The sequence below is a fragment of the Haloquadratum walsbyi J07HQW2 genome (assembly GCF_000415985.1).
Taxonomy (GTDB): Archaea; Halobacteriota; Halobacteria; order Halobacteriales; family Haloferacaceae; genus Haloquadratum; species Haloquadratum walsbyi_B.
The window spans coordinates 3,299,388-3,322,146 of record NZ_KE356561.1 but is presented as its reverse complement, the minus strand read 5'-3'; the positions used below and the strand labels follow the sequence as shown (position 1 = coordinate 3,322,146).

Here is a 22,759-nt window from a genome sequence, read left to right as displayed (position 1 = left end):
GCCGCAGCTCTACTTCGACAGAGTGTGTACCTTCGCGTTTGTACTTGTATTCGAGCAGTGTGGTGAACGTATCCCACGCTGCCGAAGCCGTATGATGTTCTGGCTGTTGCCAGCCGACTCCAACATCGAGCTCACATCACATCCAAATCCTCAATAGCTACCAAATTGTACTCGGTAGAATAATACTTCGAGAGTTTGTGCAAGAACTCGTGGCGGTGGCGTTTTTGCCTGAGTTGCTGGTGGCACTCAGCGAGTCTCAGTCGTTGCTTCTCCCAGTCCCAGTTGGTCGACCCGTGCTGTTTCCGTGAGAGCGAGCGTTGTTCGCGCTTGAGGCGTTCCCGCTCTCGTTGAAGATCAACTGCAACTGAGCCGACAGCCCGTCCATCCGTGTCGTGAGTGTATGTGAGGATACCAACGTCAATTCAATTCAATTCATTCAATTCATTCCAATCCAACACAACGCAACGTCAGGATTCGCTGGTTTCTCGGGCTCTTCTTTGCCTTCGACAGCAAAGGAAGCGTACCACTCACCAGTTCGCTCTTTCTTGATAGGTACTTCTTTGACCGTGACATCCTCGGGGATCTCACGGTGAACGGTAATAGGAATATCAGCGAGTTTCGAAACTGAGAGTGACAGGACGGTCTAAGTTTTTGTTGCCGAACTCAAACTCGAAGCCAGACTGTACATACGTGAAAGTCTGAAACTCGCGTGGTGATTGCCAATTGAAACTACCAACGTTGTACCCGTTCTGTGTGAGTCCTGAGAGAGCTGTGATACTCTTTTTATGCGCATCACAGCAGCTTGCGCGACTGTTGAGTACAGGTCGGTAAGCTCGTCCCACCAGTCTGTGAGGTCAGTGAGATGGTCGTGGACCTGACGCACTCGCTGGTTAAGCGTTCCCGCTGAGTCAGGGATTTGCTCGAACTCGTTGAGTGCGTGGTTGTACAGTTGCCTGCAGGTATCGCGGCGAGAGTCCAGCGTCTCTCGCTGGGCTTCGGTTGGGTGCAGTGGAGTCGATACCTGTAGGCATAATGCATTATTATTGATTTCTCTCCTCAATTAGTTCGTCGAGTTTCTCCTGGACGAACGAAGAGAGGTTCAGGTGGTTCTCCTGAATCCACTCTTCTTGATCTTCGCGGATAGAGATTGTTTTACGCTTTGCCACGTCATACTTTACGTAAATTATGAATTTAACCGCTGTGATTCGCGTTGGTCTGTGGGGTGGGGTGGGGTGGGGCTGCAACAGAACGGTGTCTGGTAGATGATGACGGCGCTGTATCCCCTCCCCCTTCCACGCCCTACTGCGCTCCTCGCTTTGCTTCGCTGTGTTGCCCCCTGAGGACGGGGTAGGGGCTTACCGCATATGAACTGGTAAAAAATAATACCCATTCAGCATATTCATCAAATCTATCTTCGGATTCACATCGATACTATCAGTGTAATGGCTAGTTTCAAACCGGCGTAATAGACTCCGGTCAAAAAGCGTGGAAAGCGCAGTTATAAGCACTGTTCGAGTCAATATGAAATTGATGTCTGATAGTCAGCAGGTACATGAACAAGTTGATGAATCAGTTGAAAACCGCGAAATGTGGGCTCGGCGTCGTCGAGAGGGGATTCCGACAAATGAGAATCTTCTCGTTATCACCTGTATCGATGAACGCATTCCGGTTGAAGAAACTCTTGGGATCGAACTTGGTGATGCACAGATCTTCCGTAACGCTGGAGGCAAAGTTACTGACGATGTGATTCGTTCAGCTGCGCTAACGACGAACTTCTTTGATACTGACGAAATTATTCTTATCAATCATACCGACTGTGGAATGATGAGCGCGCCAGATGAGGCAGTTCGTGAAGGATTTGAAGCCGAAGCTGGTGATCTTGATCAAATTGATCTCAATCCATCACTACCAGCGCTGAATATTGGCGACGCTGACATAATGGACTGGGTAAATATGACCGATGATATTGATGAGGCTTGTGCAACGCAGGTTGAGCATCTACGTGAGTCTGATCTCATTCCTGATTCGGTTACTATCACAGGATATGTGTATGAAGTTGAGTCTGAGGAGTTGCGTCGTCCCGGTAATCGCGTAGGTGAAGTGATCAGCGAACGACAATAGTATCGACAGATAGATCGGTATTTCATCTTTTGATTAAGCGAATACAATCACACTAACAGTTCCGCGAGTTAGCTAATTTGTCGCCATTATCACGTGAATATATATTATTTCCAATGGATACTCTCAGTTTTGCCTTGTACTGGAGTGGAGTTTCAGTCATTTATATCAAAACGACATATCCTCGATTGCTGTTTGACACCCAATATAGCAGGCAATTGTACTCGGGTATTGCCACCTGAGAAAGACGAGAGCGCTCGCGGACATTGTATATGTATTGCTCTATAGATATATTAGCAAATAACATCTGAGTCCGGACGAAATGATCTATATACGGAATTTGCATATTCAAATGAATCACATATCAATGGGGACTCAATGAGCACTATTGGGATTATCGCGGATATTCATTTGCGGGAAGCATATCATGATGAGATCATTGAACGGCTCTATAAAATCAAGGATGAGCATATGAATGACAGCCAGATATCTCATACATTTATTCTTGGAGATTTATTACAGGAGTCGACAGAGCAAGTTGATCGAGAACACCTGCTTGAACTCAAATCAATATTTGATGACTGGGTGTCACCGGTAACGTATTTGCTCGGGAATCATGATGTTGCCACACACTCAAAGGGTGAACTCGGTGAGGTTCTCGATCAGGATAGATTCCATGGCATAATTTGGGTTGATAATCAAGCATTCGTCTATCTTGACTCCATTAAAGAGAATATCGGGGCTCGAGGAATAATTGGCTCTGACCAGCGTAGTTGGCTTAAGAACGCTTTGCCGCCGGATGCCATTGTATTATCGCATCATCCACTTGGGCAGTTTTCGATTGATGATAACGTTTGGTTTGGAAACTATCCAGAGCGGGCATATCCATGGGATCGCAAAGAGACACTTGACATTCTCCAAGGGACAGCCAAGCTTAGTGTGAGCGGTCATATTCATCAACCAGGACGCACGAAGCTCCATGGATTATCACACGTATCGATTAATGCTATGAGCAAAGAGACACCGAAAAAGCCTGTCAGTGGTAATTATGCGATTATCGACACTGAAAATCCATTGGAACTGATGGCTGGTCGCGCAGAATGAGCTGGTTGTACGCGTTCTGAACTACGTCAACAGCTGGATATTCTTCTGAGAGTTTGGAGAGACGAGAATATGCTAAGATGGGATCTCACTACCAGCTAAGGCGCTGTGTTTGAATTAGAAAATAAAGTAATGCTGATACTAACCTACTCAACTAATATATGAGATTGACTGTGTACTCCTAAACGACCACGGGTCGGGTGACCCGTGGAACTCTCGCTGCAATCTTTAGATATCAGTGATTACGGTGGAATTGCTCTCCGTAAGACCATGCCGAGTGAAACGTCTCTCGGAACATAGACGTTATCTGAACCATCTATCGGGTTAGCATTTGACTTAGAAGCAGTTACATACGGTTCCTGAAGATGCTCATCGATTCGACCCTGTCCAGAGACAGCGATGAATTGATCAGCAGTTGATTGCATCTCGAGATCTCGAACAGTATCTCCTGCTGCGATAACGCGATCCCAATTATAGCGCTTGTTGAGTACTTTAATCATTTTAGACTTATTTATTGACTGAAACTCCCCAGTGAATCGATTCCTCTGATCGGTTTCGAACTTTGTCGCCACGACTGTCTCAACAGGGGCTGCAATCGCTTCGCTGGCGAACATTTCGGCTATCAGAGTTGGCATATCCGTAATCAGTACAAGTTCACTTGATGATAGTGATGTCGTAATATCCTCTAACGCGGTGGCTGTTGTGTCATCGATGAGTGTACACCGGCTGATCGCGTTTTCGACTGCTGTTCGGACGTCGGCTCGGTGATGTGTGGTGATTGCTTTTGCGTATTTATCGAGTAATGAAATTCGCATTTCATTATAATTACCTGTCGACGGTGAGTTGAGTGAATATTCCGAAGTAATCACACTATTGAGTCGTGCCTGGAGCTCCCGGAGGGTGTCGAGTAATGAGAGGGCTAACTTATTATTTCCAGTACGCTGGAGGATATCTACCACTCGAAGTGTCATTTGCCATCGTTTCTCTGTCCAGATGTTTCCGTAGTAGCCCCCCACGAGTCCAACGGCTCGTCGAAGCATACGGCGGTCAGTTGGTGACCAGTGACTGGACTGAACGAATGGCAGGTAGCTGATTGACTCAATAAATACAGATCCATCACGATAAAGTGTGCCATCAATATCAAGACAAAGTGCCGTCTTCTGAGGCGATTCAGACATTCTTAGATCTCAATAGACGGTGAGCAACACTCATTATCAGACAAAACATGAGCATATGTTATTTCTTTGAGTGTCAGATAATATACGCGAGTTAACAGTTATCGCTGAATCAATTTTGCTGATCATATTCGATATCTTCAGCCCAGTCTCGTTCGACTGGTGTATCACTGGCATCAATCTGATCTTGAAGCCATGTTGTTGCACCTGTGAGTGTCTCCTCATCAGTGGCGGTCACTTTGATTCGATTATGACCAGCATCTCTGTCCGGATAACAGCCTATCGACACATCAAACTCTGAACCAGCTGTTTTCAGCGCAGATACAATATTCGCTTCTGGCTTGATCGTATAGAGGAAGCTTGAAACTGCCTCACCATTAAATTCTTCCGCGACTTTATTAAACATCGCCTCCAGTTCACTTGGAATTCCTGGCAAGACATAGGCGTTCTCAACAACACAACCAGGAGCCAATCCTTCGGTATTTAACAGTGGACGTGCATCTTCAGGAATAGTTGCCTCGGCATCAATGTCTACATCTAAATTCGGCACTGTATCGCTGAGAGTTTCGAGTGTTTCTATGATATCAATTCGAGCCTGCTCACTGACTACAAGATCTCGATTGAATGCATCGGCAACGGCACTGATAGTTACATCATCAGGGGTATTGCCAATACCACCAGTGATAATCACTGCATCGAAACTGTCACAATACTCACATACTCGTGATTTGATAAGTGAGTGCTCATCAGGCACAGTAAGTATCCGTCTGACCGCAACACCACGTTCTGTGAGACGCTCTGCAAGCCATGTTGCGTTCGTATTGGTCGTATCACCTGCAAGCAACTCATCACCAATGGTCAGGAGGGCGACTCTCATTTATATATTTTATATACTAATAGCGTAATACCAGTTTCGTCTACAGAGACAACAGGTCAAATGTCTCAGATGGTGAACTCCAAGATTAATATCTCACCAGCGAGTAATGTGGTCGTTCGTTAAGAGATAGACACAACAAGAAACCGTAGTATACCCATTTACAGATTGAGGGGACGACACGTGAATAATACTACTTATGATTAATTAATCGTTAGAATCAGTGAGTTGCTATTTAATTAACGTGAACTCAAATAAATTTAAAAAACTGTATTTACGAGCGTTTTATCAGCAATAAGTGCTTTAATGTATAGTTTTTGTATTGATATCTATTTCATTTGCCGTTAGATTTATTCTCATCTAATGTATATCTTGATTATACTCATGGGACTTCGTGAGTTATGGTATTTCTTGCCAATCGGCGAGACTGACCAAACGTCTATCACAGAAACCCACATTGAGTGTCGTAATTGTGGTACAAATCTTGAGCCAGATCTCAGTACATGTCCTGACTGTGGGGGCAACCCTGCAGTATACGAGATATCATAGCGTGTCTCTTAACGAGCATGTGTAATTATTTTCGATCTGATTAGTAACTTCTGTATGTTGCGAATTTGAATTTTTGTATTTGTGAGCTGTGATGCCCGGAGTTTGTTGTAACTGAAGAGATTCTGACGTAGTATATCTATTGTACGATTATGAGGATTTTCAGCAGGGGGGAGATGAGCAGCCTCTCACTAGTCGACAGTTAATCCACATTTAATCAGCAGACATGGAGCAGTATCAAATAGATTGAATAGTAAATTCGCGGATTTATACCCATGGATAGGCTATCTAAATAGGACATGAAATTCGATGTAGACGGCAGTAGACCGGCTCTGTTAGCCGCCGGGGTAACGGGAGCCGTAGCGACCCTTGCTGGAAAAGAAATTATCGGACAACTCACAGGTGGTCGTTTCGGTGACGCTGAGGAATATAATGTGGCAAAGGTCATAGTCTCGGGACCAATTCAGCGTGACCGCGGTGGACCATCACCACTGTCAGCATCAGGAGCATCGGCTGCTGATGATATTGTCGAACGTATTGAAGATGCAGATGATGATGATGCAATTGAGGCACTACTTCTTGAACTCAACACACCTGGTGGAGAGGTGCTTCCAAGTGACGATATTCGTCGGGCGGCGATTGATTTTGATGGTCCGACAATTGCGTATGCAACTGATACATGTGCCTCAGGCGGATACTGGATCGCAAGTGGATGCGATGAGTTGTGGGCGAGAGATGTCAGCCTTATTGGCTCAATTGGTGTTGTTGGGTCACGACCTAACGCGGCTGGATTAGCCGATAAACTTGGCATTTCATATGAACAATTTACTGCTGGAGAATACAAGGACGCCGGCGTTCCGCTCCGCGAGATTGAGCAGGGCGAGCGAGAGTACCTCCAGAGTATTGTTGATGGGTATTATGACCAGTTCATTGAGACCGTAAGTGAGGGTCGAGATATGGACTCAGATCAAATTCGTGATACAGAGGCTCGCATCTATCTCGGAAGTGATGCGCTTGAAATCGGACTTATCGATGAACTCGGGACTGAGGATGATGTCAAAGATCGGATTGAGGATCTAATTGATATTGAACCTGAGATTCAAGAATTTAAACCAAATCGGAGTCTCGCTCAGCGATTGAGCATTGGTACGGAGCGTATTGCGTTCGCTGCTGGAAGCGGGGTTGCAAGTGTGTTCACGAATGATGGCGGCGATATTGACGTCGAATTAAAATAGTGTAATACAGAAATAGAGTATAGTTCGGTCAATTCGATCAGCAGTCTGCTTCCCTAAGACTCGAGAATGTTCACATGGGGTAAATTTCATCTATCACTGTTACACCAACTGTCCGCTAGTCTCATTTTTGTTCTGACCACATTATCAGTATCAGCATGAGCATGAATTCGAAGACGTTCTACTGTATCGTTGACTTCGATAGCTCACAAACGGACCAACCCGAGGGAATTATACGAAGTGCTATTCAGCGAGTAATCGATCGTAGTGATGCAACGGTCAATTCAATTGACGTTGAGAAATCTGACATGGTTAATGAATACACTGAACAGATCACAACGCAGGCAACAGTCCGATTGAGTATGAGTGGATTACAGGTAGGTGCCGACACCGACAGCAACACTAAACGGTGGATTGAAACTCGATTGAACGCCGCAGTACCGACAGGTGTTCATGGGATTCGAATCATTGAGCGGTGAATCCAGATACGTGGGTACTCTGGTATCGGTTTTGAGTCTTGATGTGATATTTACCGATTTGGTATTGGACTTGATCTGAGACGATGTCTATTGATTATCTGTGTGATGGTCTCGGTAGGGTGAACCACCTCGGAGTCAAGCCCCGTGGCATTCGCCGTGTCTGCTCGTAAATGCGCTAGTGAGAATCTACGATATGAACATTAATTTGTCCACGAATTGCATTCAGAATATGTTTACTGATTCTGTACCAACGCTTGTTGACCCGGACTGGCTCGAAGATCGACTTGATGTCCCTGATGTGCAGATTCTTGATTGTACGGTCTATCTACAGCCTGGAGGTGTTAAATCCGGGTATGATGACTGGAGTGACGCACACATTCCAGGGAGTCAATTTGCCGATCTTATTGAGGACCTCTCAGAGACAGATAATCCAGAGTACCCATTTCAGTTACCAACATCAGATGCGTTTGCCTCTGCAGTAAGTGAGTTAGGTGTTAGCAATGATTCCCGGATTGTTCTTTACGACACCGTCAATGAAGGGAATAATAATGAATGGGCGGCCCGCCTATGGTGGATGTTCCGTGTGTTTGGACATGATCAGGTTGGTGTTCTCAATGGCGGTTGGCCTCGATGGACGGCTGAAAATCGACCGGTATCCTCATCGGTAAAAACGCCACAATCAACGGACTTCACCGCTGAATATCGCCCAGAGCTCGTCGCGAATAAGGAAGATGTTCGCAGTAAGACCGAGGATTCCGGTACATGTGTGATTAATGCGCTTAAATCAGATGATCACGCTGCTGAACGGATTCCAAATAGTGTCAACGTGCCTGCACTCGGCGATGATGGTGTGCTTGACACTGACGGCACATACGCGTCTGATGATGCGTTAGAAGAGCAGTTCTCAGAGGTCGGTGCCACAGAGGCTGACGATGTTATCACTTATTGTGGTGCCGGTATCGCAGCAAGCAGCGAGGCATTGGCATTACATCAGGCTGGCATCACCGATGTCGCTGTGTACGATGGTTCGCTCAGTGAGTGGACAGCAGACTCAGAGCTTCCTGTCGAGCGAGACGAATAATCATAAGGTATCACGACCCGCAGACTATGATCTAACATCTGCTGAACTGAGCTTATTTTATTTTATGATGCAGTCAGCAGGTGGTGTTCGCCGATGAAGGTATGTGGGTCACACTCTAATAGCTAGTACTGAAATGGCTCACCAATCAAGCCCTGCCGAGCAAGCAGCGGCATTGGTTACTAATCCAGATATATACGATTCTCTTGCAAATGGATATGAAACGGAGATTGAATTTTACTCTACGCTTCGAAGTAATGCACAAAAATCACTCGAAACGTTTGATGAGTATGTTCGGCTTCGGAGTGTATTCTTAACTCAAGGACCGACCGGAGCAGTCCGTTCCCGAATTGAGGACCGACTTGATCGGAGTCTCAAGAATATGGTATTGGGAAAGAGCCCTCGTGGTCGTGCCTATGCCGTCGATACTCTCGCCGAACTTGAGGGACGTCGACAGGCGTTTCAGCGATTAAATGTCGAGGTTCCTACATTAATGACGGTCGTCAAAACAACTATCGAACACCTATATGACGATGTCTCGTCATCAACAGACGTTCGCAAAACCTGTGAATCACTGCTGAAAGCGACACCAGCAAATCAGCGAGATGCGATTGAATATCTTGCACGGGTTCGACTGACAGAGCAGTTACTCGTCTCTGATGACCCACAAGCCAACATCAACACCACTGTGCTGCAGTATCTTGAAAACGTATCGCCCCCGAGAGTAGAACCAGAAATGACAGCCGCAGAGTATCATAAAGCCGCTGAAGAACGGTCGCCTACCGACCCTGACAAGCAGCGTCTCTATGAGGCTGCATTACATGCTGACCCATCATCCGCACGAGTGAGTGATTATCTGTACTTTACAGCCTCAAATCTCGTTGAGGAGTATCGGCATGGGGGAGATGATATCACGCGAGCTGAACTCATCGTCGCACGGAGGCAACTACAGGCGGTTGACCGCATACACCCAGCGACGTGGGATCGAAAAAAACAGGCATATGCTGAGTCATATCGACATATAGCAGATGCTATTGAGGCGGGCGGAGGTCGGTGGCTCTCAACACATGCTTCCAATCTTCCGCCTGAGTGGTGGAGTGTCGCTGAGGCATATGTCAGAGCAGCACAGGCAATCGACGCTATTGACATGGTACGAGCGATCAAGTACCTGAGCAAATCAATCCGGCACGCTGCACATGCAATAGATGACTGGGAAACTCGAACATATTTACACCGGACAGCATGGGCAACCTTCGATCAGTTTGACCCTGCAGCTGTCGCCGAGAATCCTGAGCAATCACGAAGTGCTGACGAAATTGAGACTGCAATCACCGGCACGCGCTCAGTCCACCAATGTAGAGAGTTTGAGGCGTCCGCACACGTTGCATTTGAAACGGGCAATTATGAGAAAGTCCACACTGCCAGTAACCGTGCACGATCTGCTGCGGAGCAGTCCCCACAGGAGTATATGCATCTCCGAAAGCTAGAGGCGATTGAGACGGTTGCGACCGCTCGTCAGGCTGAGCAACGCGGTGAATATGAAACCGCGCTCGATCAGTATCAGCAGTTTGATTCTGAGGAATCTCAGCTTCAATCAGGAGTCAACTGTCATGCACACCTTTGTGAAATTAAACAGGCGGTAGATGATGGGCGTCATGACGAAGCACTTCGTATCGCACATGAAGAATTCAGCTCAGAATCGATCATTGTCATTGCGGCTGAAGCTAGTTGTGGTGTCCTTCGAAGCGACCTAGATGATAGGTCTGACTTTGCGATAACAGATCAGTTTTTATCGATCGATTCGGACGCTGTTTCCGCTCTGTCATCCATCCTTCGTCTGTTGCAGGCTGGCGGGACAGCAACTCAGTTATTGCAGTATCAAACGGCTGCGTGTCTCCAGAATCTTTGAGTTTTGGGCGAACTACCCTACTCGCTCACGGCTTCCGCCGATCGCTCCTTGACTTGAGGACGGCGGCTTAGCGCCTACAAACTGCTAAAAAGAGATAATCAACATGACATCGTGAGTAAGCCAAATTGGGATTGTTATCTATCTGACCGTGTATCTATTATCTATAAGCAATCATCAAACGATTTAACACTCGATTTGATTCCAAAACGAATTACGTTATTTGTGTAACGTCTCCATCTCTGACGACAGCAATCTCTCCATCAAATTCGTTGTTTGCTTGTGATTTGAGCTTCTGTTCCTCACCCTCGTGTCTCGGTGAAATATGCGTGAGCCAGATCTTTTGACTACCAGATTTGGATGCGACCTGAGCTGCTTCTGAAGCGGTCGAATGACCAGTTGAACGAGCTCTCTCTGCTAGCGCCTCGGTAAACATTGCACTATAGATTAATAATGAAGCGTCTGAGGCTGCATCGATGATAGCATCAGATGGTCTGGTGTCTCCGGTGTACACTATTTTCCGTCCAGGCTTTGGTTCTGACAACACATCCTCAGGTTCAACGGTATCTCCATCATCCGTCTCAATAGCATGACCATTCTGTAATTTTCCATATTTTGGACCGGGATTAATCCCGAGTTCTTGAGCTTTCTTAACAAGAAACTCTCGCTTGGGTGTCTCTTGTACAGAAAGTCCATGTGAGTGCTCTGTGTAAGGAGTATTGAATGGTTGAATAGTATAGTTGTCTGTTTGAATTGCTGGGTCACTCTCATCATACCCATGAATCTTGACTGGATAACTTGGCCACTCGTATGCGCCTGTGATCATATCATTTGTTCGTTGTTTTCGCTGTTCTGGAACATAGATATCAAGCGGTCTCTCTCGTTCATCCATCTCAAGCGCCTGTATAAGCCCAGGTAGTCCAAGCGTGTGATCTGCATGAAAGTGACTAATGAAAACAGCATCAACGTTTGGTGATGAATCGTATTTCATCAAACGCTGTTGGGACCCTTCTCCACAGTCAAATAGGATCTTATCGCCGAATAAATTCAAATAGATACAACTCGTCCCGTATTGTGAGGTAGGAAGACCACCGCTTGTCCCGATGGCAGTAACCTGCATATCTCAACATAGACATGCATATGGCTAAATCACGTGCATTACATGTTATCTACCAACCCAGAATGATAGACAGATTGTGTGATGCGGATTAGGTTTTCATCATCAGTATGCATATCTTAATGTAATACTGAGTGAACAGATAGTTAGATAGTCTATACAGTCATAGACATGTTATATCGTCTTCATTTAAGCAGTGAGCAAGGTGAGTGAACATATCATTTATAACATATTCTACATTATGATACTATCAAATTTGGACAGCTGTATTATCTAAATTTGAGGGCGATACCCCTTCCTCAAGGAAGTCGCCTTTGACGGCTGAGTAGGTCGGGGTAGTTCACTGAGTTCTTCCCATGGCTTGAATCAACTCAAAATAAATACGTGGAAACAGCACTACGCTCTCTGTTCCATCATACGAAGTGTAGTAATACTCATACTAAGGGTGCTGTACGGAATTCGGAAAATAAGCACAACCAGCATATGTTGGGTCAAGTAGTAAAAAACTCATCCTAGATCGCATGAATGATCGATAGCCAAAGCGTGCGGAATGTACCGAGATATGGAATCGCGAGTATGGCTCAATTAAATGCAAGTGATATATTAGTCCCGATAGAGAAGCACTCATACTTACTTGAGAATATCATTATCACCGATGACACGGATTATGCCAGAGATAGTAGGCAATCATTTTTACTCTCACTGTCTGCAGATTTTCATCAACGGTGACATGTAATGAGTATATCCACTCGATCGATGGTGGACATAGCACCTGGGCTCATATTCTTATTATGTTTTGGTGTCACAGCGAAGGTAATTGGATCGCAGACCCAATGGGGGACACCGTTAATTTTTGCTATACTGTTCGGTGCCATTATTTCGAATAGCTACGGAATTCCGGAATCACTGAAGCCAGGTGTGGATTCATATAAACTCCTCCTTGAAGTGGGAATTATCTTGCTAGGAGCAAGCATTTCAGTACAAGATATGATGAACGGCGGGGCATCGATTGTTATATTGGTCGTTGCCACTGTCGGCGCCGGTGTTCTTCTTGTTGAATTCTTCGCTCGATATGTGTTTGGTCTCTCCGGTCATGTTCCAGCATTGCTTGCAGGGGGATCAAGCATCTGTGGTGTCTCCGCGGTTCTTGCCGTTGCTGGGACCACAAATGCCCCAAAAAACGACATCGCATACGCGACAGCAACAATTCTTATGTTTGATGTCATAACATTAGCCGCGTTTCCAATCGCTGGAAATCTACTCAACATGTCCTCAGTGTCGTTTGGCGTTTGGTCTGGTCTCAGCATGTTTAGCACAGGCCCAGTTACAGCCGCTGGATTCGCGTTCAGCCACACTGCTGGTAAGTGGGCAACGCTGACGAAACTCACACGAAACTCTCTCATGGGACCCCTGATAGTCCTCTATTCCTTTCGATATTCAATTGATGATGATCAGTCTATATCGCTATACACATTCTATGATAACTTTCCGAAGTTCCTTATCGGGTTCTTCATTGTTGCAGCCATTGCCAATATGCCAAGCACGTCAACTGAAATTGTAAATACTATGACAGCAACTTCAGATTGGTTTTTCATCTTCTCATTTGTCGGGTTAGGTTGTGAAATACAACTACAGAAGCTTCGACAAACTGGGATCCGACCATTTTTGACCGTATTGGTGTATCTCCTCACTATCAGCGTAATTACTCTGTTTGCCGTCCAGTCAGTATTCTGAAATGGTGGACACTGAGATAATGATTTGTGAGTTTTATGTTTCGTTTCTGATTGAGTGTTTATGATCCATAGTTTGCGAGCTCTGGGTAATTCTTGTATCCGATATATGACTCTGTATTGCGTATGAAATATCATTTTTGCTGTTTGTATGTATTAATACAAATATATAATACTACGCGTGAATCTTTATTACAGTATTTAACAAATACTAACCTGATTTAATTGATATGCGCGAATATCCTTGCTCTATTTGCATTCAGTTCTATTTTTTGCTATTCAGATCATAAGAGACATCTATATTTACGTCCAGTCATATCACACATAGATGCCTCTGAGTAGTATTGATATCGGCATCATACTTACTCGGTGACGCTGTCATGATACAGATATTTCTGAGTGAGAGTTCAATAAAGAGTATATGGGTACTGAGCCGGGGAGTGGTGATATTGATATCATAACGGACCACGCCTCACTGGAGACGGAACTCGATAGTGAAGATATTGCGTTTGTGAATAATATAAATACAGAAATTGCAGATCTCATAGAGGGCACTCCAGCGGTTAATCATGAGTATATTCTGGGAGATATTTCGGATTATAGTGTCTCTTCAAACGGTCATGGTCACTTTGATCTAGTTCATGAGGGTTCATCGCTTCATTGTGTAATCTTCCGCTCTCGGCTAGACGGTATTAGCAAAGATATTGAGGAGGGAACATTAGCCGCAGTTAGTGGCGATATTTCGTATTATGAGAATGAGGGCAGCGTTTCAGTTCTTGTTCGAGATATAATTGCAGTCGGACAAGGGATATACCAGCAGACGTATCAAGAAAACAAACAGACACTCGCGGAAAGTGGTTATCTTGATGACGCAGCCAAGCAGCCACTTCCGGATCTTCCCACCCAAATTGGGATTGCAACTAGTGGTGATAGTGACGCTCGTCAAGATGCGGTGACAAGTATCCATGACTACTATCCAGATATTGATATTACTATCCAAGATACGAGTGTTCAAGGAAATAATGCATTAGTATCATTGATTGAGGCAATCAATCATCTTGATGATGACCCACAAATTGAATTGATCATCTTGACTCGTGGTGGTGGCGCAGAAAAACATCTCCGTGTATTCAATGAGATACCATTGTGTCGTGTGATCCACGAGACGACAACGCCCATCGTGGTCGGTGTTGGACATGAAAACGACCGAACACTTGCTGAGGCAGTCGCAGATAAACGTGTCATGACACCGACTGAGGTTGGCAACGTTATTCCAGAAAAAAATGAGTTATTAGAAGAAATTGAACGACTCTCGACTGATCTCGATCGTGCATACAATGATGCTGTTGAAGAGGTAATTCAACAACGCTATGACCGTCTAGATAGCGCTTACGAGCGTCAGGTTAGTGATGAACTCAGATCATTGTCCAGCCGACTTGATTCCGCATATGATGCAGTTAAACAACAAAAAGAACATGAGCGTGAGAAAGCTGAAGTCATCAAGCCGTATAAGCGCACAATCAAAAGACAGCGTCTTGTCATAACAATATTAATTATAGCACTTGCTACAGTAATGGTAGTTTTATTCATTTAACATATGACCGACAATCAAGCACACGGAGACGATGATTCAATCACAGCAAGAATTGAGCGTCTAGAGACTATTATTGCCAGACTCGAGGATGATGATGTCTCATTAGAGCAGGCACAGCAGCTACACAACGAAGGGGAACGTCTCCTCAGAGATCTTGAAGATGAGTTTGACCTCGGAGAGAGTGAAGTAATCGAACGAGTATAGATCATGATCGAGACACGTTGACCTCCTCCCGTGCTTGCACTATGCATCAGGATATTGGATTATGTACATAAACTGAGATATACATGATCGCTGGTGAGCATAAAGCCCGATTCCCAAAGCGTCAACATTACTCTCAACTTAGCCAGTAAGTAATGTCGGATCAAACGCTGCATCGTGGTCACCACCCTGGACCCCCTCGTTTTCTTTCTCTCGGTGATTGCATTGTTGATCCCATCTTTGTTGATACAGAACACGGATTTGACCGGGATAATCTTGCTCCGACGATATCAGGACAGCCACAGCAAGATCCTGCAAACTACGATGCAGATGCATTCAGTTGGCGTGTGGTGAATCAGCCACCACAGAGTTCAGCCACAATTGCGCATGCACTGAGTCCATACGACCATCGAGAACGCTATGATCATGGATTACACAATACCGCTGAGTTCAATCCAGATAAGCCGGGAACATATACGATTGAACTAGAAGCCCCTGATGGGGTTCATGAACTAACAATTCGCGTATTCGATAATCCGGATGGAGATAATGAACCATCTGGTATAGCCGACGATGACGCTCACGCTCTTCCACAAATTAGTCTTGATGGCTATTATGACTCCGAGACAGAATCCTTCGTGATTGAGTCACACCCAACACTTGCAGCAAATAGCGATGCATATCAATCAGACCTCACTGTTGAGTTTCTCCCACACGATGCAAGTGAGCTTGACGCTGAGGATATTATTGTCAGTGAGACAAAAGCGCGGATTCCAATTACGGCATTAACTACACCAACAAGTGTGTATGCTGCTCCGTTTGACGGTCAATGTGTTGGTGTGCGTGATCAAATACTACTTGACCCTGAGACGGAGACAGTTTCACACCCAAATCGTCCACCTCATTGGCTTGATACAGCTGTAATATATGAGATCTTTACTCGGTCATTTGCAGGGGCTCCCGGTCAAACTACATTTGAGACGCTGAGTAAACGAGTCTCATATCTTGACTCGTTAGATATCGATGTGGTATGGTTAACGCCAATTGTTCCTGCATGGAGTCCAACCGTGGAGCATGCCCCAGGTGGACCACATGGGTATAGCGCGAGCAATTATTTTGATGTAGCCGATGATTTGGGTACGTTAGCAGAATTTGAAACATTCGTTGAGCGTTGTCATGAACACGATATTCGGGTATGTTTCGATCTCGTCATTAATCACTGTGGATGGCCACACACGTTCTTTCAAGACACTATTTCGGAGTTGAATTCTGATTCGGATGCGAATAACGTCAGCGATTTCCCGGGGATTGTATCCTGGAACACTGACTCAAAGTATTTTGATTGGTTTGATCGTCAGCAAGGACCAACAGAGAGTGATGTCGCTCCCGCGCAGACAAGTTTCTTTGATGTGAGATATCAGCCAAATTTTAATTACGGTAATGTTGCACTGCGAGAGCACCTCCTCGCTGTAATCAATTTCTGGGCTAAACGGGTTGATGGCTTTCGTTGTGATATTGCATGGGGAGTACCGCACAGCTTCTGGGTTGAGGTTCGCGAGCGCGTTCGGGCACAGAATACTGAATTTTTCCTTCTTGATGAAGCAATCCCTCGAAAAGCTAGCTTTGCTGCCTCAGAGTTTGACTGTCATTTCGATACATCGGGATTTATGCGATCCGCGCATGCAGTCGCCCAAACAAAACGTCCGCCGACAGATCTCTTAGATGATATCGCAGCTCGTCGGAATGATGGGTTTCCGCAGCACACCCACTTACTCAATGCGACAGAAAATCACGATGAAGCTCGATTGACGCATCAGAGTATGCTCGGTCAGCGAACTGCTGCAGAAAAGGTCCAACGAGCAGCAGCGGCAGCGGCATTTACACTTCCTGGGATCCCCATGCTGTACTACGGACAAGAGCGATTGATCACCAAGCACGGTCAGCGTCGAAAATCTGCATATCCAGACGATCCAACTCAAAGCGATGATATCAAGTCTGATCCATATAAGCGAGCGTTTATGAATTGGTCGACGCTCCCAACAGAGCATTTCAGTTTTTATCAACGCCTCATCACGCTGTATCACGAGTCAGTTGTGTTTGGAACGAGTGCAGAACTCACCCGAGTCACTCACCAGAGTGAGCGGTCTGAAGATGTGCTCGTGTTTGCTCGAGATGCAGGCATAGATAAGCCGAAACGGCTCATTATCATTAATTTCGCCGAAGAGCCTCGACAAGTGGAGCTTCGGGCAGTGATTGATACAATAGATCAATTCAGTGGTGAAGACATAGCTGTAGATACAACTCCATCTGAGGGTACTGTCACTATTGAAGTTGAAACGTTGGCGGTGCTCAAAACCTCATCAGCACTCGGACAGTGCGTCCCACCACAGTCTTGACATCCTCCCGCGCCTGCAGATGCGGGTATTCTCCTTGTCTTCGATAAGCCAGTTATATATTATATCAATAATACAATATTTTCGGCTTCAGGGTTCTCGTGAATATATCAGACCCAATGTGAGATATGTGCTACCGCCATGGCTTCAGCTTTATATTAGAAGACATGTAGCAACACTGTTCACCGTGTTTTGGGGATGCAAAACATCAACCCATCTCCTTTTGAAATTATTCAACGACAGGGATCAGAGTCTAGTGATGACTGGGTCGGAGTATCCGACTTCGGATAACGTTAGCTCGTGTGGGAACTACTGAGGGTTTCGACCCGCGTTTTAAGATATGACTGGAGTTCATCATCACAGCAGTAAATGTAACACCCTTCCATTCCGCGGGTCAGCAGTGTCCGATACGTATTTTTAATGAGTTCTTCGGCAGTCTCAGCCGCCTTCTCAGGATGCTCTCTAAACATTTTCTTGATTCCAAATAATGATCTATCAGTGCTTGCTCGCTCCTCATGATCTACGATAATATTTCCGTCACGATATTTCAAATCGTCACCAATAATCACACCAACGTAATCAAACTCAAGACCCTGACAGGTATGAATACATCCAACTTGCTCAATCGATCCCTCAGCAATCGCCCACGGCTCGTTTGAATCAAGATTCCAGCTCCGCTCATAATCGTTGATTTTGATATCAGTAACAGCGGGATCAGCACGACCACCTTTTGTCCATTCCCAACAATAGCCTGCAACAACTCGCGACAGGTTACTTTGTTTATTCTTTTGCTCAATTACGTTATGTAGAGTCTGTGGAGAATCAAAAACTCGTATATCAAAGTCAAGATCAAACCCATCTGCGTTGGCTGTCTGTCGAATCTGTAGTACGTCGTCTACCCAAGCAATGTATCCTTTTGACCCATTACATCGAAATTGTGATTTGAGAGTCATCTCCTCAATTTCAGCATCCAAATTATTCGCATGATGCCGGATTTCTTGTTTCGAACCGATGTCGTCGATATGGACACGCTGGCTTTCATCGATGAAGAAAACACTAAATTTGGCAGCGTTGATAATCTCCATGATCTGGTTTTCACCTCGACCGAAGAACGTTGATTCCTCATTCAGCCGGTGAGCCTCATCAGCAATCAATGCAGGAATCGTGTTCGACTCTGTTTCAACAAAACTGCCCGCACCTGTGAATAAATGTTTGATTTCTTTGACGAGTTTATCTCCGCGAAGTTTTTGCTCATAGACCTCTCGTGGCGCTCGATTTTTTGAAACATACTGTGCAATCATGTTTTCTTGAATTAATTCAGCAAGGATGTTGACCGCAACAACTGTCTTGCCTGTTCCCGGACCACCCTCGACGAGTAAGACACGCTTTTGCCCATCACGTTGTGACTGTACTGCTAGTTTGACCGCTTTCTCAAAGACGACTTTTTGCGAATCGATTAATGTGAATTCGTCTTGACTCTCGAGCATCTCTAATAATGAGCTTTGTAATGACTTTGCCGGTCTAATTTTCCCGGTACTCATCTCATAGAGATTCTTTCGGTTGTCCCCAACGTCGATCTGGGACTCAAGAAACGCACGCAGTTGCTTTGTGTCCTCGCGAATGTAGAGCGGTGCCTGCTCAACATGTGGCTGGTATGTATCGTTATCAAGTATTTCTCGATATTCTGACTCAAAATTATGAAGATACGCTAGTGGATACAAATTGATGGGTTTTTCCCGAACATTGACGTTGAAATCTCTCAATAACTGAGCGTATGAGTCTGCTTGGTAACTTGGATGTGTCGTCTCATGTATACCGCCTCCGAGTGGAGTCTTCACGATGCCGTCTTTGTCTGTGACTGTCTGAGTGCTATGACCGCCCCATTGTTTGAGTTCGATGATTATTACATTCGCATTGTCTGCCTTATCATATCCTGAAAGGAGAAAATCAACTCGGCGAGAGGTAAGGGGGATTTTAAATTCGATTGCTACTCCTGCATTATCTGGCACCGAACTGTTAATCAAAACAGTGTGCATGTACTGTAGTGAATTCTTCCAGGACCGAATTTCATTAGCGGCGCCCATTCCGACCCCCTGTGACTGATATCCTTGTTTAATCTCTGAGATTAACTCTCCTGCGAGGATGTCGTCCAAGAATTCAGATTTTGTACTTTCATACACAAACATTGACAGCTCGTGTCAACAGATAGAATCGCTGTGGTTATAATCAGTCCCCTGTCTCGCTCAGTATCTCTCTTCAACAGGCAGATAAAACGAGCGATAACTTAGAGGAGTCAATATCTAAGAGTCTGAGTTCTGAATACTCTCGGCTCAATTATTATATATTCGACATGTATAAGATATCAAGCCGCACTATCGTGACGGTGAACAACCCGGGGTCAAGCCCCGAGGCACTCTCCCTCTAAGTCTGTAGATTATGATATTTTTCCAAGAGGAGTAGGTAATATTCTTGCTATACGCTATGTGTCAGCAGTCCCGCTGATATCATCTATTGACGAATACTAATACGGACTGATAGCGGTATCTGCTCGTTGATAGAGACGTTGAAATTCTGGTCGAGATACTCGGACATCTCCAATAGTTGTTATTGAGTTCTTCGATCCATGACAATCTGAACCGCCAGTTTGTAACAATCCAATATCGCTTGCTAACGCCGCTGCTCTTGGAGCGCTAAATCCAGATTCACCATACTCATACATCACCTCTATTGCGTCTAATCCTGCCGTTTGGAGTCTCTGGATCAATGAGGCAAGTGAGTCAACTGTGCGATCTGATTCAGGAGGTTGAAAATATCCGGGGTGGGCAAGCGATGCAACGCCACCTGCATCGTGAATCGCGCTGATAACTTCTTCACACTCAACTAACTGCAGTGGCTCATGTGTTTTGACGCCAGATTTGAGATATTGCTGAAATGCTGCATCATGTGATTCAACAATGTCCTCACGTTTCAGTTGCTCAGCTAAATGTGGGCGTGTTAATACACCATCAACACGATTGATGAGCGTCTCATAAGTAGTTTCCAATCCAGCATGAGTACGGAGTGCGCGCACAATTGCCTGATTACGATCAATCCGGTGCTGTTGAACGCGTTCGAGGACATCTCGGAGTTCTGTAGATGTCGGATTTAAAAAGAGACCGAGAATTTCGACTTCATGCCCCGCAACACCGGCTCGAATCTCAGCACCACTGATGATAGCGCAATGGTCTGTTTTCATAATCGGCTCTGAGAACGCTGGATGGAGACAATCATGATCGGTTACAGCAAATACAGGGAGGTTAGCTTCCTTAGCATGGACGCACCGCTCAGAAAGTGTATCCATCCCATCAGATGCAGTTGTATGGACATGTAGATCTGCAAATCCGTGTTCGTTTAGCATCTCTAGATCCAAATACGAGCACGCGTCTGATAACCTCGCTCATGTGATACAGCATATCAACGCGATGACTCATCTACTCGTCGGCTCACCCTTGATCTGCAGTTTATGATTAATCGCAACTACGCGTGCTAATGTCTTGAGTGCCTGTCGAAAGACAATTTCGTTTGAAGTAATTATATTGTGTATGTCGACTCACCCCGGGTTCCGCTCTCTTCAATCAGAGGTCAATAATAAACAGTTAGAAGCTCAAGGGACGGTTCCCACGTGGCTTGAGGGGACATTGATCCGGAATGGACCAGGGCTGTTTGATATTGATGGAACACGCGTTAGCCACTGGTTTGATGGATTGGCGATGTTACGGCGATATAGTTTTTCTGACGGTAATATCGAGTATAGTAACCGATTCCTTCGAAGTGATGCATATGCAGATGCGGCAGACGGTCGACTCACTGGTCAATTTGGAACTGATACACGAGGATGGCGACGATTAATTGAACCACTCCGTTCAGGGCTTCCAACGCCGACAGATAACGCAAATGTGCACGTTGCACGTATCGATAAAGAATATGTCGCACTGACTGAGGCACCACGTCGAGTATCATTTGATCTTGACACATTGCAAACACAAAGTGACTTTGAGTTTACTGATGATATGACCGAGCACCTCACTGCGGCGCATCTTGTCGATGATCAGGACCGGCGTGAACATATCGGATTCGCCACACAGTTCGGTCGTGTGCCGCAGTATCATATCTATAAAATCCCATATGATAGTCGACAGCGAGAGCGCATTACATCAATTGATGCGCGTGGACCAGCGTACATGCATGATTGTAGTGTCACGGACGATCATGTCGTGCTTGTTGAAGTTCCACTTGTCATTTCCGCGTTACAGGCGCTCAATCCATTCTCCGAGGGGATCCAAGATTTACTTAATTGGGAACCAGATCGTGGAATGAGAGTATTGGTAATCGAACGAGACAGTGGTGAGCTTATCGCAGACCCAGTTGTGGACTCAGCGTTCGTCTTTCATCATATCAACGCCTATCTTGACGGCGATACAGTCGTGTTAGACTTGGTTGAATATGCAGATAATCGTGTTCTTGATGCGATGCAGATGCAACAATTAGATACATTTAGCTCAAATCCAGCTCCGGATGGGGTTCCTGTCCGATATCGAATTAAGACAACGGATGAATCCGTTGAACGCTTACCGCTCAGCGAAGTTGGTATGGAGTTACCACGTGTTGCACAGGCTGATGTCAGTGGACGTCATCGCTACACCTATGCACAATTGACAGATCAGGATGGTGGAAATGGATTGGTCAAACTCGATTGCGATACTGGAGAGACACGCAAATGGTGGGAATCATCTGTATATCTTGAAGAGCCACTCCCGATTCGAAACCCAAATGCAGATACTGATGACGATGGTGTTGTGATTGCGCCAGCACTCAACGTTGAACAGGATCAAACAACTCTGATGATATTCGATGCATCAACACTCGAAATACAAGCACAGGCTCCACTGCCACATCCGGAGCCGTTTGGCTTTCATGGTCGCTTTTTCTCGTCATCGCAGCCTACACAGACTATGCAGACTGAGAGTCATATTCGAAATTAACCAAATCTGCTTGGCAGATATCATGAGTTGCAGCTCAGATAGATATTCTCATATCAATTTACTACATACAGTGCTACACTAACAGATGGAAACATCTCGTGAGATGATTCGGTTTGAATTTGAATAAGGTACATTTTCAATTCTCATCGCTTAGTTTTGAACCCTAGACACTGTAGACGAACTGATGAGAATAT

At 45.4% G+C, this 22,759-nt stretch carries 18 protein-coding genes; 11 read left to right on the top strand and 7 right to left on the bottom strand.

Features of this window, described 5'->3' with window-relative positions; translation table 11 throughout:
• Positions 1 to 131: 131 nt before the first annotated feature.
• Together J07HQW2_RS19220 and J07HQW2_RS19215 are read right to left on the bottom strand one after the other, a co-directional pair.
• A complete protein-coding gene (locus tag J07HQW2_RS19220) occupies positions 132 to 410 on the bottom strand; it encodes a transposase (protein ID WP_303704343.1) in 279 nt (92 codons plus the stop codon).
• Between the two features lie 630 nt (positions 411 to 1,040).
• Positions 1,041 to 1,166 (bottom strand): hypothetical protein, encoded by a 126-nt coding sequence (locus J07HQW2_RS19215; protein WP_303704246.1) that lies wholly within the window; start codon positions 1,164 to 1,166, stop codon positions 1,041 to 1,043.
• A 364-nt stretch (positions 1,167 to 1,530) separates the two neighbouring features.
• Here J07HQW2_RS19215 and J07HQW2_RS15470 point away from each other — a divergent pair, with 364 nt between their 5' ends.
• Together J07HQW2_RS15470 and J07HQW2_RS15465 are read left to right on the top strand one after the other, a co-directional pair.
• Positions 1,531 to 2,121 (top strand): beta-class carbonic anhydrase, encoded by a 591-nt coding sequence (locus J07HQW2_RS15470; RefSeq protein WP_021056584.1) that lies wholly within the window; start codon positions 1,531 to 1,533, stop codon positions 2,119 to 2,121.
• Positions 2,122 to 2,496: 375 nt separating this feature from the next.
• Complete coding sequence (locus J07HQW2_RS15465) at positions 2,497 to 3,222, top strand: metallophosphoesterase family protein (protein ID WP_021056583.1); 726 nt, start codon at positions 2,497 to 2,499, stop codon at positions 3,220 to 3,222.
• 239 nt (positions 3,223 to 3,461) lie between these two features.
• Here the strand turns inward: J07HQW2_RS15465 and J07HQW2_RS15460 are convergent, their stop codons facing one another.
• Both J07HQW2_RS15460 and J07HQW2_RS15455 read right to left on the bottom strand, forming a co-directional pair.
• Positions 3,462 to 4,397 (bottom strand): HAD family hydrolase, encoded by a 936-nt coding sequence (locus J07HQW2_RS15460; protein WP_021056582.1) that lies wholly within the window; start codon positions 4,395 to 4,397, stop codon positions 3,462 to 3,464.
• A gap of 109 nt (positions 4,398 to 4,506) precedes the next feature.
• On the bottom strand, positions 4,507 to 5,271 hold the full coding sequence (locus J07HQW2_RS15455) for a competence/damage-inducible protein A (protein WP_021056581.1): 765 nt from the start codon (positions 5,269 to 5,271) through the stop codon (positions 4,507 to 4,509).
• Positions 5,272 to 6,113: 842 nt separating this feature from the next.
• On the opposite strand from J07HQW2_RS15455, the gene sppA reads away from it, so the two are divergent.
• From sppA to J07HQW2_RS15435, 4 genes are all read left to right on the top strand, one after another.
• Entirely contained in the window at positions 6,114 to 7,049 is a 936-nt protein-coding gene (gene sppA, locus J07HQW2_RS15450; protein WP_021056579.1) for a signal peptide peptidase SppA, read from the top strand.
• A 155-nt stretch (positions 7,050 to 7,204) separates the two neighbouring features.
• Entirely contained in the window at positions 7,205 to 7,525 is a 321-nt protein-coding gene (locus J07HQW2_RS15445; protein WP_021056578.1) for a hypothetical protein, read from the top strand.
• A 229-nt stretch (positions 7,526 to 7,754) separates the two neighbouring features.
• Positions 7,755 to 8,606 (top strand): sulfurtransferase, encoded by an 852-nt coding sequence (locus J07HQW2_RS15440; protein WP_021056577.1) that lies wholly within the window; start codon positions 7,755 to 7,757, stop codon positions 8,604 to 8,606.
• Between the two features lie 133 nt (positions 8,607 to 8,739).
• A complete protein-coding gene (locus J07HQW2_RS15435; RefSeq protein ID WP_021056576.1) occupies positions 8,740 to 10,512 on the top strand; it encodes a hypothetical protein in 1,773 nt (590 codons plus the stop codon).
• A 211-nt stretch (positions 10,513 to 10,723) separates the two neighbouring features.
• On the opposite strand, the gene J07HQW2_RS15430 is transcribed toward J07HQW2_RS15435, so the two are convergent.
• On the bottom strand, positions 10,724 to 11,629 hold the full coding sequence (locus tag J07HQW2_RS15430; RefSeq protein ID WP_021056575.1) for a ribonuclease Z: 906 nt from the start codon (positions 11,627 to 11,629) through the stop codon (positions 10,724 to 10,726).
• 732 nt (positions 11,630 to 12,361) lie between these two features.
• Here J07HQW2_RS15430 and J07HQW2_RS15425 point away from each other — a divergent pair.
• The 4 genes from J07HQW2_RS15425 (at position 12,362) to J07HQW2_RS15410 (ending at position 17,547) form a co-directional block, all read left to right on the top strand.
• Positions 12,362 to 13,360 (top strand): YeiH family protein, encoded by a 999-nt coding sequence (locus tag J07HQW2_RS15425; protein ID WP_303704245.1) that lies wholly within the window; start codon positions 12,362 to 12,364, stop codon positions 13,358 to 13,360.
• A 417-nt stretch (positions 13,361 to 13,777) separates the two neighbouring features.
• Positions 13,778 to 14,950 carry an exodeoxyribonuclease VII large subunit gene (gene xseA / locus J07HQW2_RS15420; RefSeq protein WP_021056572.1) on the top strand — a complete coding sequence of 391 codons (1,173 nt, stop codon included), beginning with the start codon at positions 13,778 to 13,780 and terminating at the stop codon, positions 14,948 to 14,950.
• 3 nt (positions 14,951 to 14,953) lie between these two features.
• Positions 14,954 to 15,154: an exodeoxyribonuclease VII small subunit gene (gene xseB / locus J07HQW2_RS15415; protein WP_021056571.1), complete on the top strand. Its 201-nt coding sequence runs from the start codon at positions 14,954 to 14,956 to the stop codon at positions 15,152 to 15,154.
• Positions 15,155 to 15,306: 152 nt separating this feature from the next.
• The gene (locus J07HQW2_RS15410) at positions 15,307 to 17,547 is read left to right on the top strand and encodes an alpha-amylase family glycosyl hydrolase (protein WP_021056570.1); all 2,241 of its coding nucleotides are present in this window, start codon (positions 15,307 to 15,309) and stop codon (positions 17,545 to 17,547) included.
• A gap of 290 nt (positions 17,548 to 17,837) precedes the next feature.
• On the opposite strand, the gene J07HQW2_RS15405 is transcribed toward J07HQW2_RS15410, so the two are convergent.
• Positions 17,838 to 19,730 (bottom strand): DUF2075 domain-containing protein, encoded by a 1,893-nt coding sequence (locus tag J07HQW2_RS15405; protein WP_021056569.1) that lies wholly within the window; start codon positions 19,728 to 19,730, stop codon positions 17,838 to 17,840.
• A gap of 335 nt (positions 19,731 to 20,065) precedes the next feature.
• The gene (locus tag J07HQW2_RS15400; RefSeq protein WP_021056568.1) at positions 20,066 to 20,941 is read right to left on the bottom strand and encodes a PHP domain-containing protein; all 876 of its coding nucleotides are present in this window, start codon (positions 20,939 to 20,941) and stop codon (positions 20,066 to 20,068) included.
• A gap of 184 nt (positions 20,942 to 21,125) precedes the next feature.
• On the opposite strand from J07HQW2_RS15400, the gene J07HQW2_RS15395 reads away from it, so the two are divergent.
• On the top strand, positions 21,126 to 22,565 hold the full coding sequence (locus J07HQW2_RS15395; protein ID WP_021056567.1) for a carotenoid oxygenase family protein: 1,440 nt from the start codon (positions 21,126 to 21,128) through the stop codon (positions 22,563 to 22,565).
• Positions 22,566 to 22,759 lie beyond the last annotated feature (194 nt).

Excerpts from the sequence above, each read along its gene's own strand:
- J07HQW2_RS15470 (WP_021056584.1), top strand. The coding sequence starts at position 1,531 with ATGTCTGATAGTCAGCAGGTACATGAACAAGTTGATGAATCAGTTGAA.
- J07HQW2_RS15465 (WP_021056583.1), top strand. The coding sequence starts at position 2,497 with ATGAGCACTATTGGGATTATCGCGGATATTCATTTGCGGGAAGCATAT.
- J07HQW2_RS15460 (WP_021056582.1), bottom strand. The coding sequence starts at position 4,397 with ATGTCTGAATCGCCTCAGAAGACGGCACTTTGTCTTGATATTGATGGC.
- J07HQW2_RS15455 (WP_021056581.1), bottom strand. The coding sequence starts at position 5,271 with ATGAGAGTCGCCCTCCTGACCATTGGTGATGAGTTGCTTGCAGGTGAT.
- sppA (WP_021056579.1), top strand. The coding sequence starts at position 6,114 with ATGAAATTCGATGTAGACGGCAGTAGACCGGCTCTGTTAGCCGCCGGG.
- J07HQW2_RS15445 (WP_021056578.1), top strand. The coding sequence starts at position 7,205 with ATGAGCATGAATTCGAAGACGTTCTACTGTATCGTTGACTTCGATAGC.
- J07HQW2_RS15440 (WP_021056577.1), top strand. The coding sequence starts at position 7,755 with ATGTTTACTGATTCTGTACCAACGCTTGTTGACCCGGACTGGCTCGAA.
- J07HQW2_RS15435 (WP_021056576.1), top strand. The coding sequence starts at position 8,740 with ATGGCTCACCAATCAAGCCCTGCCGAGCAAGCAGCGGCATTGGTTACT.
- J07HQW2_RS15430 (WP_021056575.1), bottom strand. The coding sequence starts at position 11,629 with ATGCAGGTTACTGCCATCGGGACAAGCGGTGGTCTTCCTACCTCACAA.
- J07HQW2_RS15425 (WP_303704245.1), top strand. The coding sequence starts at position 12,362 with ATGAGTATATCCACTCGATCGATGGTGGACATAGCACCTGGGCTCATA.
- xseA (WP_021056572.1), top strand. The coding sequence starts at position 13,778 with ATGGGTACTGAGCCGGGGAGTGGTGATATTGATATCATAACGGACCAC.
- xseB (WP_021056571.1), top strand. The coding sequence starts at position 14,954 with ATGACCGACAATCAAGCACACGGAGACGATGATTCAATCACAGCAAGA.
- J07HQW2_RS15410 (WP_021056570.1), top strand. The coding sequence starts at position 15,307 with ATGTCGGATCAAACGCTGCATCGTGGTCACCACCCTGGACCCCCTCGT.
- J07HQW2_RS15405 (WP_021056569.1), bottom strand. The coding sequence starts at position 19,730 with ATGTTTGTGTATGAAAGTACAAAATCTGAATTCTTGGACGACATCCTC.
- J07HQW2_RS15400 (WP_021056568.1), bottom strand. The coding sequence starts at position 20,941 with ATGCTAAACGAACACGGATTTGCAGATCTACATGTCCATACAACTGCA.
- J07HQW2_RS15395 (WP_021056567.1), top strand. The coding sequence starts at position 21,126 with ATGTCGACTCACCCCGGGTTCCGCTCTCTTCAATCAGAGGTCAATAAT.